Source organism: Streptomyces sp. NPDC054887 (assembly GCF_053610585.1).
Genome location: NZ_JBSGYQ010000078.1, coordinates 16,104 through 31,662, shown reverse-complemented (window position 1 = coordinate 31,662; position 15,559 = coordinate 16,104). Strand labels below are relative to the sequence as shown.

Annotated in this window: 12 protein-coding genes; 4 read left to right on the top strand and 8 right to left on the bottom strand. The window is 71.9% G+C overall.

Going from position 1 to position 15,559, the window contains the following annotated elements; translation table 11 throughout:
- Positions 1–156: 156 nt before the first annotated feature.
- The 5 genes from ACWGH0_RS30525 to ACWGH0_RS30505 are packed head-to-tail and all read right to left on the bottom strand — an operon-like array spanning position 157 to position 4,623.
- Entirely contained in the window at positions 157–1,080 is a 924-nt protein-coding gene (locus tag ACWGH0_RS30525; protein WP_453407503.1) for a tyrosine-protein phosphatase, read from the bottom strand.
- A gap of 27 nt (positions 1,081–1,107) precedes the next feature.
- Entirely contained in the window at positions 1,108–2,190 is a 1,083-nt protein-coding gene (locus ACWGH0_RS30520; protein WP_453407502.1) for an NAD(P)H-dependent flavin oxidoreductase, read from the bottom strand.
- Positions 2,191–2,234: 44 nt separating this feature from the next.
- A complete protein-coding gene (locus ACWGH0_RS30515; RefSeq protein WP_453407501.1) occupies positions 2,235–2,978 on the bottom strand; it encodes a CoA-transferase subunit beta in 744 nt (247 codons plus the stop codon).
- Positions 2,975–3,823 carry a CoA transferase subunit A gene (locus ACWGH0_RS30510; RefSeq protein WP_453407500.1) on the bottom strand — a complete coding sequence of 283 codons (849 nt, stop codon included), beginning with the start codon at positions 3,821–3,823 and terminating at the stop codon, positions 2,975–2,977. The genes ACWGH0_RS30515 and ACWGH0_RS30510 overlap by 4 nt, the downstream gene beginning before the upstream one ends.
- On the bottom strand, positions 3,820–4,623 hold the full coding sequence (locus tag ACWGH0_RS30505) for an enoyl-CoA hydratase family protein (RefSeq protein WP_453407499.1): 804 nt from the start codon (positions 4,621–4,623) through the stop codon (positions 3,820–3,822). Before ACWGH0_RS30505 ends, ACWGH0_RS30510 begins: the two co-directional genes overlap by 4 nt.
- 56 nt (positions 4,624–4,679) lie before the next feature.
- Between ACWGH0_RS30505 and ACWGH0_RS30500 the strand changes: the two genes are divergently transcribed.
- Positions 4,680–5,459, top strand: coding sequence for an SDR family oxidoreductase (locus ACWGH0_RS30500; RefSeq protein WP_453407498.1), 780 nt, complete (start codon positions 4,680–4,682; stop codon positions 5,457–5,459).
- On the top strand, positions 5,456–6,379 hold the full coding sequence (locus ACWGH0_RS30495; protein ID WP_453407497.1) for an SDR family oxidoreductase: 924 nt from the start codon (positions 5,456–5,458) through the stop codon (positions 6,377–6,379). Before ACWGH0_RS30500 ends, ACWGH0_RS30495 begins: the two co-directional genes overlap by 4 nt.
- Positions 6,380–6,449: 70 nt before the next feature.
- Here the strand turns inward: ACWGH0_RS30495 and ACWGH0_RS30490 are convergent, their stop codons facing one another.
- The 3 genes from ACWGH0_RS30490 to ACWGH0_RS30480 form a co-directional block, all read right to left on the bottom strand.
- Positions 6,450–7,814, bottom strand: coding sequence for a glycosyltransferase family 39 protein (locus ACWGH0_RS30490; RefSeq protein WP_453407496.1), 1,365 nt, complete (start codon positions 7,812–7,814; stop codon positions 6,450–6,452).
- Between the two features lie 774 nt (positions 7,815–8,588).
- Entirely contained in the window at positions 8,589–10,217 is a 1,629-nt protein-coding gene (locus tag ACWGH0_RS30485; RefSeq protein ID WP_453407495.1) for a HEAT repeat domain-containing protein, read from the bottom strand.
- A gap of 23 nt (positions 10,218–10,240) precedes the next feature.
- On the bottom strand, positions 10,241–11,137 hold the full coding sequence (locus tag ACWGH0_RS30480; protein ID WP_453407504.1) for a hypothetical protein: 897 nt from the start codon (positions 11,135–11,137) through the stop codon (positions 10,241–10,243).
- 393 nt (positions 11,138–11,530) lie between these two features.
- Here ACWGH0_RS30480 and ACWGH0_RS30475 point away from each other — a divergent pair, with 393 nt between their 5' ends.
- Positions 11,531–12,310, top strand: coding sequence for a S1 family peptidase (locus ACWGH0_RS30475; protein ID WP_453407494.1), 780 nt, complete (start codon positions 11,531–11,533; stop codon positions 12,308–12,310).
- Between the two features lie 125 nt (positions 12,311–12,435).
- Positions 12,436–15,543, top strand: a complete 3,108-nt coding sequence (locus tag ACWGH0_RS30470; RefSeq protein ID WP_453407493.1) for an endo-alpha-N-acetylgalactosaminidase family protein — start codon at positions 12,436–12,438, stop codon at positions 15,541–15,543.
- The last annotated feature ends 16 nt before the right edge of the window (positions 15,544–15,559 follow it).

Below are 15,559 nucleotides of genomic sequence, written 5' to 3'. Positions count from 1 at the left end.
GGCGCAGGCCGGCGGTCGCGCCGCGGCGTCCGGTGAGCGCGCGCAGGGCGGTCGCCGGCGCGGCGGCCGGGGCTCGGGCGGCGGCCGGAGCGCCGCCGCGTAAGCGCCACGAGCGGGGGAGCCGGCACGGCCGGCGCCCCCGTGCGGTCGCGCCCCCTAGCGGCGCAGCAGTGTCGCCCGGAGCCGCACCAGGGTGCGGCGGTCCAGGGCCAGGCCCCGGGTGAGGTAGCGGTCCAGGCCGCCGTACTCCGCCGCGACCTGCTCCAGGGCCGCCTCCAGGTAGTCCGACCGGACCTCCTGGAGCGGGGTGAGCAGATCCGGATTCTGCATGAGTCCGGACTTCTTCAGCCCCTCGCGCACCTTGGCGTCGTGCGCCGCGCGGTACGCGTTCGACGCCAGGTAGTCCCGTTCCGCCGTGCGCGACGGTACGCCGAGGGCCCGCAGCAGTACGTAACTGGTCCAGCCCGTACGGTCCTTGCCCGACGTGCAGTGGTACAGCAGGGGCGAGCGGCGGTCGCTGTCCGCGATGTCGCGCAGCGTCTCGGCGAACCGCGCCCGGTTCTCCGGGCTCGTGACGAACGAGCGGTAGACGTCCCGCATGAACGCCTCTGCCCTGCCGCCCCCGAGCATCTCCTCCTGCCTGGCCGGGTCCCCGGACCCGACGGCGGTCAGCAGTTGTGCGTACAGACCGTTGTCGGTGACCGGCCGCGACGTGGGCGCGAGGCCCGGCGGAAGCCGGTCCGGGCCGTCGTACCGGACCTCCGCCGGGACCCTGAAGTCGACGACCTTCGCCAGGCCCAGCCGGCCGAGGACGGCGACGTCGGCGTCGGTGAGCCTGCTGAGCGCGTCGGCGCGGTAGACCTGCCCGTAGCGGACCGCCTTCCCGTCGTACGTGCGGTGTCCGCCCAGATCGCGGACGTTGACCGCACCCTCCAGCGGTATCGGGCGGATCGTTTCGCCGTGTTCGGCGGCGGTGACCGCTGCCGGCGCGGCGGAGGCCGGGACCGGCGGGCCGCCGAGTGCGAGTACGGAGACGACCGCCGCGGCCGTCAGGCCGAGACGGGTTCGGGCACGGCTCATCGGACAACTCCCCCGTTAGGGACCGGATCACCCTGGTGTCGGCAGGGCGCGGTGTGCAGTGGTGCGGGGCGCCTGGAATCGTTCGAGGGTCTCGTGCGCTTCGGCCATGACACGTGCCACCAGCTCCGCGCAGGACGGCAGGTCGTCGATCAGGCCCGCCACCTGCCCGGACGCCATCACGCCGAGATCGGTGCGGCCCTCCACCATGGAGGCCCTGAGCAGCATCGGGGTGTTCGCCGCCATCAGGACCTGGCCCCAGGTCAGGTCCCTGCCGTGCCGCATCGCCAGACCGTCGCGGATCATCGCGGGCCACCCCAGCCCGGAGATCCGCCGGAAGCCCGCCGCCCGGCGCACCGCGCGCGCCAGCGCCCGCGCGCGGCCCGCGTGTTCGAGGGAGCCGACGAGGTCCGTGCGGAGCATGCGGTGCGGCAGGCCGTCGACGGCCGTCGTGACCGTGACGTCCTTGACGCCCGCCGCCAGGTACAGGGCTTTCACCCGGTCGGGGACCGTCGAGTCGGAGGTGAGCAGGAAGCGCGTCCCCATGCCGATCCCGGCCGCGCCGTACGCCAGCGCGGCCACCAGGCCGCGGCCGTCGTAGAAACCGCCCGCCGCGATCACGGGGACGTCCACCGCGTCGACGACCTGGGGGAGCAGGACGGTGGTCGCCACCTCTCCGGTGTGCCCGCCGCCCTCGCCGCCCTGCACCATGACGGCGTCCGCGCCCCAGGCCGCCACCTTCTCGGCGTGCCGGCGGGCGCCGACGGACGGGATGACGACCACACCCGCGTCCTTCAGTTCCGCGATCAGGTCCCTGGAGGGGGCGAGCGCGAAGGAGGCGACCTTCACGCCCTCCTCGACGATGATCCGTACACGGGCCCGCGCGTCCCCCGCGTCGGCGCGCAGGTTGACGCCGAAGGGGGCGTCCGTACGCGACTTGACCTCGCGCACGGCGCTGCGGAGCCGGTCGGTGGTCATCGTCGCCGAGGCGAGGATGCCGAGTGCGCCCGCGCGGGCGGACGCGGTGACGAGGCGGGGTCCCGCGACCCAGCCCATGCCGGTCTGCACGAGGGGGTACCTGACGCCGGTGAGTGCGGTGAGCGCGGTCTCCATCTGGGCCGGCCCTCCTCGTCCCGCAGGGGGAATCGCCGTCTCCATCAGGGCCCGACCTCCTTGTCGCGCAGGCCGTCCGGGTCGACGACCTCGCGGATCAGGCGCAGTTCCGCACGGGTGGGCTCGCGGGTGTACGGCACGTCGGCCGGAACGGTCAGGGCGAAGCCGGTGGCCCGCCGGACCTGGGCGGCGGTGACGCCGGGGTGCAGGGAGGCGAGGCGCATCGAGTGGTCGGGCGTCTCGAAGTCGAGGACGCACAGGTCGGTGACGACGCGCGGGATGCGGTGGTGGCGGGAGGCGCTAGGGCCCGCGGCGGCCGCGTTGTCGTAGCCGACGCCCGAGACCATGTCGACCTTCTCGACGAAGACGCGGGGGGAGTGCCTGGGGACCCAGTAACTCGTCGGGTTGTTCACCGTGTTGACGGGCGCGCCGCGTACGCCGAGGAGCTGGCGGGCGGGCCGGCGCCAGTCGCCGACGCAGGAGATGTTCTGGTTGCCGAAGCGGTCGAGCTGGCTCGCGCCCATCATGACGTGACGCCTGCCGCCGGTGACCATCGCGAGGTGCCGGCGGTACGGAAGCCAGCCCTCCGGAGTGCCGTCGGGGCCGACCAGCAGGGCCTCGCCGTCGGTCAGGAGCAGGTCGGGGGAGAAGGTGCGCCGGGCGAGGCGGGCGCCGATGCGGGGGATCGTGCCCATGGGGCTCGCCAGCACCTCTCCGTCGTCGCGCCACGCCTCGGCACAGGCCACGACGCAGTACTCGGCGCGGGTGGGGCCCGTGGCGGCCGTCACTTCCGCTCCTCGTGCCAGGTCCGTACGGCGCACTGGTAGTCCCTCTCGTCGCCGGACAGGAAGCGCGCGGCGAACTCCGGCCACGGCGTGGTCGCGTACAGCCGCTGGAACGCCTCGTCGCGCCCGTAGTCGGGGGCGCAGGAGGTGAAATGCGCGCCGTTCGGCGTCTCGATCACGCCGGTGACGTAGTGCCGTGGGACGAGCAGGCTCTGCACCGGCGCCTCCTTCGTCAGTTCCGCCGTTTCGACCACCTGCTCGCAGGAGACGTACGCCGTGTCGGCCGCCTCGCAGAACAGGTCGTCGAAGTACGGGTCGGGGCCGAGGTACTGGCCGTTGCCCCGCCGGTCCGCGCGGTTCAGATGGACCAGCGCGGCGTCCAGGCGCAGGGCGGGTACGGCGACGAGCTCCTCCCTGTCGTCGTACGGCGAAGTGACCGTACGCAGCTCCGGGTTGACCCGCATCACGTCGGAGCCGATGCCCGCGCGGACGGGCAGGAAGGGAAGCCGGTGGGCGGCCGCGCGCAGTCCCCACATGAACATCGCCTCGTCGATCTCGGTGAGTTCGAGGGCGCCGTTCTGGCGGGCCGTGCGGAAGTGCGGCTCCAGGGGAATCGAGTCGAGGGTGACGAAGGGGGTGACCAACCTGCGGATCCTTCCCGCGGCGGCGAGGAGGCCGACGTCGGGGCCGCCGTACGAGACGACGGTGAGATCGGTGATCCCGGAACGGAGCAGCGCTCGCACGAGCGCCATGGGCTTGCGGCGCGACCCCCAGCCGCCGATGCCCACGGTCGTGCCGCTGCGCAGTCCGGCGACGGCCTCGTCGGGCGTCATCGTCTTGTCGGTCACGGCCGTCCGCCCTCCTGGCCCGGTACGTCGTCCCCTCCGCCTGCCGCGCCGCCGAAGCCGCCCCGGACGCGGTCCGCGACACCGCTGAGGCCGGCCTCGAAGGTGAAGCCCTGCTCGAAGCGGTAGCTGCGGCGTACGTCGACGGGGTCGATGCCGTTGATCGCCGCCTTGGCGAGCCTCAGCAGGCTGCCGTCCTTGCGGGCGATCTCACGCGCCAGGCCGAGCGCCTCACCGAGCAGCCGGGCCCGCGGTACGACCTTCCACACCGCACCGTGGCCGTGCAGTTCGGCGGCGGTGACCGTGCGGGAGGTGTAGTACAGCGCGCGCATCAGATGCTGCGGCACGAGGCGGGCGAGGTGAGTCGCGGCGCCGAGCGCGCCCCGGTCCAGCTCGGGCAGGCCGAACGTGGCGTCGTCGGCCGCGACGATCGCGTCGGCGTTGCCCACGAGGCCGACGCCGCCGCCGAGGCAGTGCCCGCCGACGGCCGCGACGACGGGCACCTCGCACTCGTACACGGAGGCGAACGCCTCGGCGCAGCCGCGGTTCACGCCGATGAGCGAGGTGTGCCCGGGGTCGCGCTGCAACTCCTTGAGGTCGACGCCGGCGTTGAAGCCGCGCCCCTCGGCCGCGAGCACGACGCAGCGCACTGCGGGGTCCCGGCCTGCGGCGCGGACGGCGTCGGCGAGGGCGTACCAGCCGCGTACCGGCAGCGCGTTGACGGGTGGGAAGTCGACGGTGACGACGGTGACGCCCTTGTCCGGCCCGTCCGGGCCTTCGGGGCTTGCGGTGGAGACACCCATGAGCGGATCAGCTACCTTTCCACCAAACATTTGTTAGGTGGGGAAGGTAGCAGCGAATGGAACTGAAAGGGAGGGTCGCCGTCGTCACCGGCGGCACGCGCGGCGTCGGCGCCGGCATCGCGCGGGCGTTCCTCGCGGCCGGGGCGAAGGTGGTGATCTGCGCGCGCAGACCGCCGGACGCCCCGGTCGGCGCGGCCGGTCGGCAGGCGGACTTCCGGCCACTGGACCTGCGGGACCGGGCGGCCGTCGGGGAGTTCTTCGCGGGCGTCGTGGCGACGTACGGTCGGCTGGACGTACTGGTCAACAACGCGGGCGGGACACCGCACCGGCTGCTCGGCGAGGGGGAGGCGGCGCGCCACGCCCGGGTCCTCGAACTGAACCTGACCACCCCGCTGACGGCCTCCCTCGCGGCGTACGAGTACCTGAGGGCGTCCCGCGGCTCCGTGGTGATGATCGGCAGCGTCAGCGGCACGCGGCCGTCGCCGGGCACGGCCGCGTACGGGGCGGCCAAGGCGGGTCTGGAGAACCTGGCCCGGTCCATGGCGGTGGAGTGGGCGCCGGACGTACGGGTGAACACGCTGGTCCCCGGCATGGTCCGCACCGAACTCGCGCACCTGCACTACGGCGACGAAGGCGGTGTCGCGGCCGTCGCCCGTACCGTCCCGGCGGGCCGCCTGGCCGAACCGGGTGACATCGGCGACGCGGCGGTCTTCCTCGCGTCGGGCCGCGCGGCGTACGTCAGCGGCGCGTCCCTCCTCGTCCACGGCGGCGGCGAACGCCCCGCCTTCCTCGGCGCGGCGACGGCCGGCAACGTCCAACAGAAGGCAGCGACATGACGACGGACAGCGGAATGTGCGACGGCAGGGTCGTCGTGGTGACGGGCGCGGGCCGGGGGCTCGGCCGGGCGCACGCCCTGGCCTTCGCGGCCCATGGCGCGAAGGTGGTCGTCAACGACCTCGGGGTGGGGCCCGACGGCGCGGGGACGTCGGCGGGTCCCGCGCAGCGCGTGGTCGAGGAGATCGCGGCGGCCGGGGGAGAGGCGGTCGCCCACGGCGGGGACGTGGCGACGGCGAAGGGGGCGGCGTCGCTGGTCGACGCGGCGGTCGACGCTTTCGGGCGGCTCGACACCCTGGTGAACAACGCCGGGTTCCTGCGCGACCGCATGCTGGTCAACCTGGACGAGGACGACTGGGACGCCGTCGTGCGCGTCCACCTGAAGGGGCACTTCCTGCCCCTGCGGCAGGCCGCGCGGTACTGGCGGGCGGAGGCGAAGGCGGGCCGCCGGGCGGCGGCCCGCGTGGTCAACACGAGCTCGGGAGCGGGGCTGCTGGGAAGCGTGGGACAGGGCGGCTACTCGGCCGCGAAGGCCGGGATCGTCGGGCTGACGCTGGTCGCGGCGGAGGAACTGGCCGGGTACGGCGTCCAGGTCAACGCGATCGCCCCGGCGGCCCGCACCCGCATGACGGAACAGACCTTCGCCGACACGATGGCGCCGCCGGACGCGGCCGGCGCCTTCGACGCGATGGCCCCGGAGAACGTCTCGCCGCTGGTGGTGTGGCTCGGCTCGACGGCGTCGGCGGGGGTGACGGGGCGGGTGTTCGAGGCGGAGGCGGGGCGCATCACCGTCATGGACGGCTGGCGCCCGGGCCCGACCGCGGACCGGGGCGCCCGCTGGACCCCGGCGGAAGCGGGCGAGACGGCGAGGAGACTCCTGACGAAGTCCGCGCCACCGGGACGGGTGTACGGGGCGCGATAGCGCGGAGCGGCTGATCCCGGAGCCGGGGTGAGCCCCCGAAGCGCGTCGCACACCAGAGACTGATGACCCATCAGCCGTCCTTCTTGCCGCAATCAGCGGTGTGCGGATGTTCGTAGATCATGATCTGCGCCCCGTTGAGCTGCACGGTGCGGCACCTGTCGAAGTGCGCCGCCAGCGTCTTCTCCTTCATCATGTCGGTCCCGGTGCTCGCGATCCGGCTGCCAGGAGGCTCCGTGACCACAAGGACCCGTGGACTGGCGAGCATCCGCTCGCGTATCCGACCAGCAGGGAGTTCGGTCCCGTAGAGGCTGTGCGAGGCCACAGGAGTAAGAGCCTGAGCGAGGTCGGACAACTGCGTGTCACCCGGGGGGTGGGCGAGCGTCCACGCGCGGCGTTTCACCGAAAGGTAGAGCACTCCGTCACCAGGTCTGGAATGCTCGCGCAGCGCCGTCGCCAAAGCCGTCACATTGTCCGACCGGCTTTCCGAGGACCGCAGCCGGACGGACTCCGGTGCCAGTAATGCGATCATGACGACGCCCGCGGTCACGGCTGTCAGGCCCACGATGCGGCCTTGCCGCAGTGCGTTGTCCAGCACGGCTCCAAGCAGCAGTGCGAGGCCGACGAGACCATAGAGGACATAGCGCTCCAGATACAGAGGCTTGAAGCGCGACAGCAGCATGAGAAGCGCGGTCGGGAGGATGACGAGCGGCAGGGCAACCGCTCGCAGGGTGACGAGTGGGCGCGGAGAACCATCGGTGTGTGCCGGCGACGCGAATGCCGACATTGCCAGCACTGCTGCCACTAAAAGCGCGAAACTCCAGTACTCGCTACCCTGCACATCATCGATCCACGCAACCTGACTTGACTGCTTCATGCCCAGGACCGCCAGTGGCGCAAGGCACGTCACCACGACGAGTGCTGTGCAGGACCACGGACGCCTTGCGGCCGGCGGCAGAGCTACGGCATGTGCCACCAACGCCAGTGCTGCGAACTCGTGCAGTACGCAAGCCGCCAGCATCAGGGTGCCGTACGCGGTCCAGATCCCCGCAGGCGCCGGGCGAAAGCCGGACAGCCCCACGCGTCGGTGCCGGTGGGCCGCAACGACGAGCACGTATGTGGCCCAGACCACGAGCGCGCACACCAGAGCGTAGGAGCGCCCTTCCTGCGAGTACCTCTGTACGTCCGGCAGGACGGCGAAGGCCGTGCCCGCCAGAAGTCCGGTCCTTTGCCCTGACAGCCGTGCTCCCAGCGCAGCCACCCCTGCGGCCGCCCCGGCGGTAGCGAGGACGGATGGCAGTCGCAGTACCAGTAAGTCGGTGCCGAAGACGCCGAACAGCCCATGCATCAGCAGGTAGTACAGCCCGTGCACGGCATCGATGTTGCTCAGCGTCTGCCACAGGTCCGGCAGGCTCCGCGAGGCCAGATTCAAAGTCACGGCCTCGTCGTGCCATACGGTCCCAGCCCTCAATATCCCCCAAGTGCCGAGAAGCGTGGACAGCAGAGCAGGCAGAAGAATGAAAGCGGGAGTTTTTGTCGTATGAGAAGCGCTGTATTCGGCGGCAGAGTTTTCTACGAGCTGGTGGCGCAAGCAGCCGCCAGGCCGAGTGAGAGTGCAATCTTACGCATGAAAACCTCTCGCTTGAGCACTGTGACGGCATCCCCGTACGGGCTTCAGAAGGAACTCTTCGTCGCTGTACGTATTTGCGATGCCGTCATCCGTCAGTGGTCATTACATGCTCTTGATTCACTCTCGGTCAACGGTGTTCGACCTGCTGGAGATCTTCTGGCCGGGAATCGCCTGTCGATAGTTGGTCGACATTAGGTGCAGTTGCACGCGTATCCAGTATCAATGCGTCGGCCTGCCCCCTGGGTGGTCCCACCGGGCGATATAGAACAGTGGCGGAAACCAACGCACACGCTTATGCCTTCCGGGGCCGGCGCTATCGTCACGCACGGCTATGAAATGTGCTTCGGCGGTACCTGCTAAGGATTCCGGATATGCGGAGAAAGCTAACTCGGGCGCGACGATTACGGGAGACTTGAGGCCTTGGGTTGAACAGCGGCCGATTCCGGGGCCCGACAGCGATGCCACTCGCGGTGACGAAACGCGTGACGTGACCGCGCACGTTCTCCGGCCTTGTCGGGGCGCCGACGGCGCTGTCCGCCGTGCCGCGGCCGGGACCGGCACGGCGCTGTCGGGCAGGACCGTTTATCGGCGGCGGGGCTGTGTGTGTTCCAGGTGGTGCCTTGTCTGTGCGTCCTGCACGTGCTCCAGTGCCTCGACCGCCGTCGCGTACGCGTAGCCCTCCGGGTCCTCCTCCCGCAACAGACGGCCCAGCGCCTCGACCGCCCGGGCGTCCCCGCGCACCGCCAGGCCGCGGGCCGCCTCCGCCGCCGTGTCGGGGTCGTGGTCCTCCAGCCGCTCCGCGAGCGCCTCGCGGATCTCCGGGGTGTCGGCGTCGCAACCGGCCAGGGCCAGCGTCGCCCAGTCCCGCACCTCGTCGTCCCGGTCGCGGCTGAGCATCACCAGCGCCGCCTCGCCCTCCCGGTGACCGGCCGGGACGAGCCCGATGAGCGAGAGCGCCACCCGGTGGCGCACGTCGGGGTCGGGATGGCCCGCGTGTCGCAGGATCTCCGGCAGTGCCGCCGGGTCCCCGTGGTGCCCCAGCGCCAGTACGGCCGCCTGGGCCAGCTCGGGGTCGGAGTCCCCCGCCTCGCGCGCCAGTTCCCGCAGCAGGGGCAGGGCGCGCGCCGCGAACGGCTTGCCGCCCCGCTCGAAGCCGAGCTGCGCCAGCACGTCGGCCGCGAACGCCTGCCGCAGGGGGTCACCGCTCGCGCACCAGGCTGCCGCCGCCTGGAACGTCTCCTCGTCGCCGCGCCGCCACAGCGCGGCCACGGACTCCATCCACTCGTCGCGGCCGGGGTCGCCGCCGCTCAGGGCCCGGTCGGCCAGTTCCGCGAAGGGCGTACGGATGCCCAGGCGCTCCTCCAGGAGCGTGGCGATCGCGGCATGTCCGGTCTGCTGCTCGACACCGGCCACGGACCCGCCGTTCCGCAGCAGCTCGACGACGACGGTCTCCGCGCCGTTCTCCACGAGGCGGCTGGTGACCGTCTCCGGCTCCGCCCCATCCGGCATCGCCGGGAGCGCGTCCACCGCACCCGGCCCGTCTGTGGGCGCGTCCGCCCCACCCGGCCCGTCCGCTAGCGCCTCCGCCCGACCCGCTTCCGCCACCTCGGCGGAACCACCCGCGAAGGTCGCCAGGAGCTCCGCCCGCAGCGCCTCCTCCACATCCACTTCCAGCCAGCGCCGGGCCTCCTCCAGTGCCTCGCGCGCGGCGGAGGCGCCGTGCCGCAGCAGAGCCCGTACCGTCTCGGTGGACCCGCGACGGGCTGCCACCACCAGCGGCGGCTCCGTCCCGGGAGCGGGAAGGTCCGGATCGGCGCCGTACTCCAGAAGGGCCTCGACGGTGTCCGCGTGGCCCTGCCGGACGGCCCAGGCCATCGCCGTGAAGTCCAGTTCCTCGCGGAGGTCGGGTGTCGCTCCCGCCGAAAGCAGCGCCTCCACCACCTCCGTGTGACCCCCGACCGCCGCCGCGCACAGCGGCAGGTCGCCCGAGTGCGGCCCGCAGGCGCGATCGGGGTCGGCCCCCGCGGCGAGCAGCAGACGTACCATCCCCGGACGGTTCTGGAGGGACGCCCGGTAGAGCGCCGTCGCGCCCTCGTCGTCGGTGGACTCGGCCGGCACACCGGAGCGCAGCAGACGGACCACGGCGTCGTCGCCGTCTTCGTACAGCGCGTCGAACAGGGACTGCGCGGCCACCGCGGGATCGTTCGTCATGGTTCGACCCTACGGGCGGGTGTTCACGTGTCGCATTCGAGAATCGTGCGGCACAGCGCGCACCGCGCCCGCACCCGGCCGCTCACGGGAACGCGGATCCGCTGCTGACAGGTGGGACACGGGAACGACACGCGCAGTGTGTCGCGGCCGCCTCCCTCGAACGCGTACGACGACGAACCGTGGTCCGAACGGCTGCCGTTCTCCTGTGCGTACCGGCGCTCCTTCGCGTACCGCCGGCGACCCGTCCACCCCGCGGCGGTCAGCGGCGGCTGCCGTTCGTCGTGACGGGCCCGCGCCAGGCCCTTCTCGTACGCCGTGTACGCCTGCGGGCTGGTGAACCAGGGCGCGGGGTCCTCGCCGAAGGCGGCCGCCCGTTTCGCCAGGACGTAACCGAACTCCTCCGGGGTGAGATAGCCGAGCTTCTGGCTGGACACACCGTCCTCCCGGTACGCGTCGAGCAGCAGCCAGCCCGCACCGAGATACGTCGTCACCGTGTCGGTGAGGATCTCGTTGTCGCGGGTGCCCTCGAAGGCGAGACCGAGCCGGTGCAGCAGCACATGGGTGATCTCGTGCGCGAGAGCGGCCCCGATGTCGTCGCGGTGCGTCCTGAAGCGCGCGTTGAGCTCGACGAAGTACTCCGGTCCCGCCGTCAGCTCCACGCCGGCGGCGTGCTCCATCTCGCGGAAGCTGACGATCACGCGGGCGTCGGGCAGGTGGAGGTGGTGCACCAGTGCCCGGGCCACGCGCTGGGTGCCGAGGTACAGGTCGTCCTGGTCGGAGAAGGCCACGTCGGCGGGGAAGACGCTCGGGGCGTAGGAGTGCACGCCGTCGTACGAGAGCCGTCGGTGGAGCGCGGCGAGGGCGGACCGCACGGTCGCCAGGTGCGGAAAGCCGTGTACGACCTCGCCTCCGCTCGGCACGTCCGTACTCACCCCCACACGTCACGGGTACGACGGTGAACAGGTCTCCACTGTAGGCGGATTCGCGGCAGGGCGGCAGGGCGCTACGGCGGCAGCCCGGCAGAGCCGGGCGGTGAGCGGCAGGCCGGTGCGGGGCGGTGGGGCCGTGGGGTGCGTGTGCGGGGTGTGGCCGGAATGACTCCCTTGTCGACGGGCTGTACGGGTTCCCATAATCCAGCAACGCCTTGACGGGCTCATGCCATCTTTCGTGTGGTGTGGGAGCACTCCGTCCGCGCGTGCAGCACGGCGTACGCACAGCACCGCAGCGTGCCGCGCCACCGCACCGCACCGCACAGCACAGCACAGCACCACCGCACGGCAACCCCCCCACGGTTTCCCACGAGAGGCAGTTCGTTGAAGAACCTTCTGCGTGCCTTCAAAAGATGTGCCGCCGCAGGCGCAGTGATCCTCGCCGCGGTCAGCATCCAGCCCGCCGGCGCGTCCGCGGCCTCCGCGTCGACGCCCCCCGTCGTCGGCGGAACCCGCGCCGCCCAGGGCGAGTTCCCGTTCATGGTCCGGCTTTCGATGGGCTGCGGCGGGTCCCTCTACGCCAAGGACATCGTCCTGACCGCCGCCCACTGCGTGAACGGCTCCGGCAACAACACCAGCATCACCGCCACCGCCGGTGTCGTCGACCTCCAGAGCTCCAGCGCCATCAAGGTACGGTCCACCAAGGTCCTCCAGGCACCCGGTTACAACGGCACGGGCAAGGACTGGGCCCTCATCAAGCTGGCCCGGCCGATCGACCTGCCCACGCTGAAGATCGCCGACACGACGGCGTACAACAGCGGCACCTTCACCGTCGCGGGCTGGGGCGCGGCCACCGAGGGCGGCGGCCAGCAGCGCTACCTCCGCAAGGCCCAGGTGCCGTTCGTCTCCGACGCCTCCTGCAAGAGCTCGTACCCAGAACTCGTGGCGAGCGAGGAGATCTGCGCCGGCTTCACCCAGGGCGGTGTCGACACCTGCCAGGGCGACTCGGGCGGCCCGATGTTCCGCCGGGACAACACGAACGCCTGGATCCAGGTCGGGATAGTCAGCTGGGGCAACGGCTGTGCGCGCCCCGACTACCCCGGTGTGTACACCGAGGTGTCCACCTTCGCCGCCGCCATCAGGTCGGCCGCGGCCGGCCTCTGACCCGGACCGCGCGGCAGCACTGAACGAACTCCGAGGGGCGGGTGCGGGACGCGTTAGTCCAACACCCGCCCCTCCTTTGTCCATGGGCGCACTCGTCCCTCCCGGCGCATGTTGGCCTGCACACCATGCCGACGAGCGACAGGAGAGCGAGCGTGCACCCACAAGACCCCGGACCGCGCCGCAGGACCGTGGTGGCCGCCACCGCCGCCACCGCCCTGACAGGCGTCGCTCCGACCCTCGCGGGCCCCTCCTCCGCCGCTCTGGCGGCCGGCCGCGAGACGGTACTGCGCTCCGGCGAACTGGAGATCCGCGTCGACCCCCTCTTCCCCCGGATCGTGTCGTACACCGACCGCGCGACGGGCGCCACGCTGCACGGCCAGGAGGACCCGGTCACCTCCGTGCTGATCGACGGGACCGCCCGCACCCCGCACGTGACCACCCGCGCCGGCCGCGACACGGCGGCGTACACCCTCGCCTTCGACGGCGGCACCGAGATCCACGTCGAGATCCGCGTCACCGGCCGCCGGGTCCACTGGCGCGTCACGAAGATCGCCGACACCGCGGTCCTGCGCGTCAGCACCCTCCAGATCCCCTCGCTCGCGTTCCTCTCCGTACGCAGCGACCAGCCCGGGGCCACCCTGCTCGCCGCCCGCATCCAGCTCGACAAGGCCAGGAGCGGCGACACGCTGGTCAGGCCCGCCCCGGACACCGTCCCGGACGCCGCGCCGACCGGCTGTGCGTACGCCGTCGTCGCCCACGACCGCCTCGGCGGCGCCCTGGAGACCAACACCTCGTACGACAGACCCGACAGCGCGGCCGGCACCACCTGGGAGAACGGGCGGCTGTGGCGGCAGACGGTCAGGAAGGAGGGTTACGTCAAGGCGCAGCTCTCCTGCGGACAGTGGACGCACCGCGCGGCGACCGCTCCCGTGAACGACACCGAACCGCTCCCGTACGCGACCGTCGTCATCACCCGGGACCGCGACGGGGACGGCGTCGTGACCTGGCAGGACGCGGCCACGGCCTTCCGCGACATCATGGTGAACCCGCTGGGCGCCGACGAGCAGCACCTGCGCGTCGTCCCGCACATCCCGTTCAACTTCGCCAGCCAGGCCACCAACCCGTTCCTCACGACGCTCGACAACGTCAAACGCGTCTGTCTCGCGACCGACGGCCTGCGCCAGTACACGCTCCTCAAGGGCTACCAGTCGGAGGGCCACGACTCCGCCCACCCCGACTACGCGGGCAACCACAACCAGCGCGCCGGCGGCCTCCGTGACCTCAACACCCTGGTACGCGAAGGACGCGCGTGGGAGAGCGATTTCGGCGTGCACGTGAACGCCACGGAGTCGTACCCGGTCGCGAACGCCTTCTCCGAGCAGCTTGTCGACAAGAACAACGAGCAGTGGGACTGGCTCGACCAGAGCTACCGCATCGACCAGCGGCGCGACCTGGTGTCCGGCGACATCGTCAAGCGCTTCCAGGACCTCCGGGACGAGACCGACCCGGCCCTGAACATGCTCTACATCGACGTGTTCCGCGAATCGGGCTGGACCTCGGACCGGTTGCAGCGCGCCCTGCGCGCACAGGGCTGGCAGGTCACCACCGAATGGGGACACGGCCTGGAACGCTCGGCCCTGTGGGCGCACTGGGCCACCGAGACCGACTACGGAGGCGACACCTCGCGCGGCGTCAACTCCCAGCTCGTCCGCTTCATCCGCAACCACCAGAAGGACGTCTTCGCCGACAAGTGGCCGACCCTCCTCGGCATCCCGCGCACCGGCAACTTCGAGGGCTGGGTCAACAAGACCGACTGGAACACCTTCTACCAGCAGATCTGGACCGACAGCCTGCCCGCCAAGTACCTCCAGGCGTATCCCATCAGGACCTGGACCGACCACGAGATCACCTTCTACGGCCCCACCGGCACGTCCGTGAGCGACGCGGACGGGACGCGCCGCATCACCACGGACGGAAGGACCGTGTACGACGGTGGGCGCTACCTGCTGCCCTGGGAGCCGCGCGAGGCGACCGACCCCCACCGGCTCTACCACTACAACCCGGCGGGCGGCAGCAGCAGCTGGCAGCTCCCGCGCGGCTGGGCGGGCATGTCGAAGGCGGCCCTCTACCGGCTCACCGACCAGGGCCGTCGGTTCGTCCGCGAGGTGCCCGTCCGCTCCGGCAGGATCACCCTCGACGCCGAGGCGAAGCAGCCGTACGTCGTCCACCGCACCCGCGTCCCGGACGCCGCCGACCCGCACTGGGGCCAGGGCACGCCGCTGCGCGACCCCGGCTTCAACTCGGGCACGGCGGCGGGGTGGACGGTCAGCGGGCCGCTCTCCGTCGAGCTGAGCCCGATCGGCGACTACGAGCTGGTCGCCGGCGCGGGCGCCGCCACCTCCGCCGGACAGCGGCTCGCCCGCCTCGCCCCCGGGACGTACGCCGCCTCGGTACAGGTCGAAGTCGGTGAGAAGGCCGGGGAGCGGCGCCGTGCGGCGCTCACCGTACGGACGGCCGACGGCGCCGTGGCGGAGAACTGGACCGACTCCTCCACGGCCGTCAACCTGGTCGCCGCCGACCGCAAGCACGACACCCGCTTCCAGCGCATGTTGACGTACTTCACCGTGCCGGACGGCGGGGGAGCGGTGGACCTCGCCCTGCGGGCCGGCCCGGGCGACGCACGGGTGCGCTTCGACAACGTACGGATCGTTCCCGCGCAGCGCACCACGAAGCCCGGCACGGTCGTCTTCGAGGACTTCGAGAACGTGCCGCAGGGCTGGGGCGTCTTCGTGAAGGGCGACGCGGGCGGCTCCACCGACCCGCGCACCCACATCGCGCGGCGGCACGCCCCGTTCACCCAGCGCGGCTGGAACGGAAAGGCCGTCGACGACGTCGTCGACGGCACCCAGTCGCTCAAGTCGCGCGGCGAGAACACCGGCCTGGTCTACCGGACCGTGCAGCACACCGTCCGTTTCGAGGCGGGCAGGCGCTACCGGGTCTCCTTCCGCTACGAGAACGAGAAGGCCGGGCAGTACGCGTGGGTCACCGGCGTCGACGAACCGGCGCCCCGGGAGCTGGACCGCAGGGCGCTGCCCGTCGCCACCGGACCGGCGGAGATGAGCTACGAGTTCACCGCGCCCCCCACGGGCGAGACCTGGGTCGGTCTGCGCAAGACGGGCGACGGCGGAAAGGCCGAGTTCGTCCTCGACGCCTTCGAGGTGCGCGAGGTGTAAGGGGCAGCACACAAGG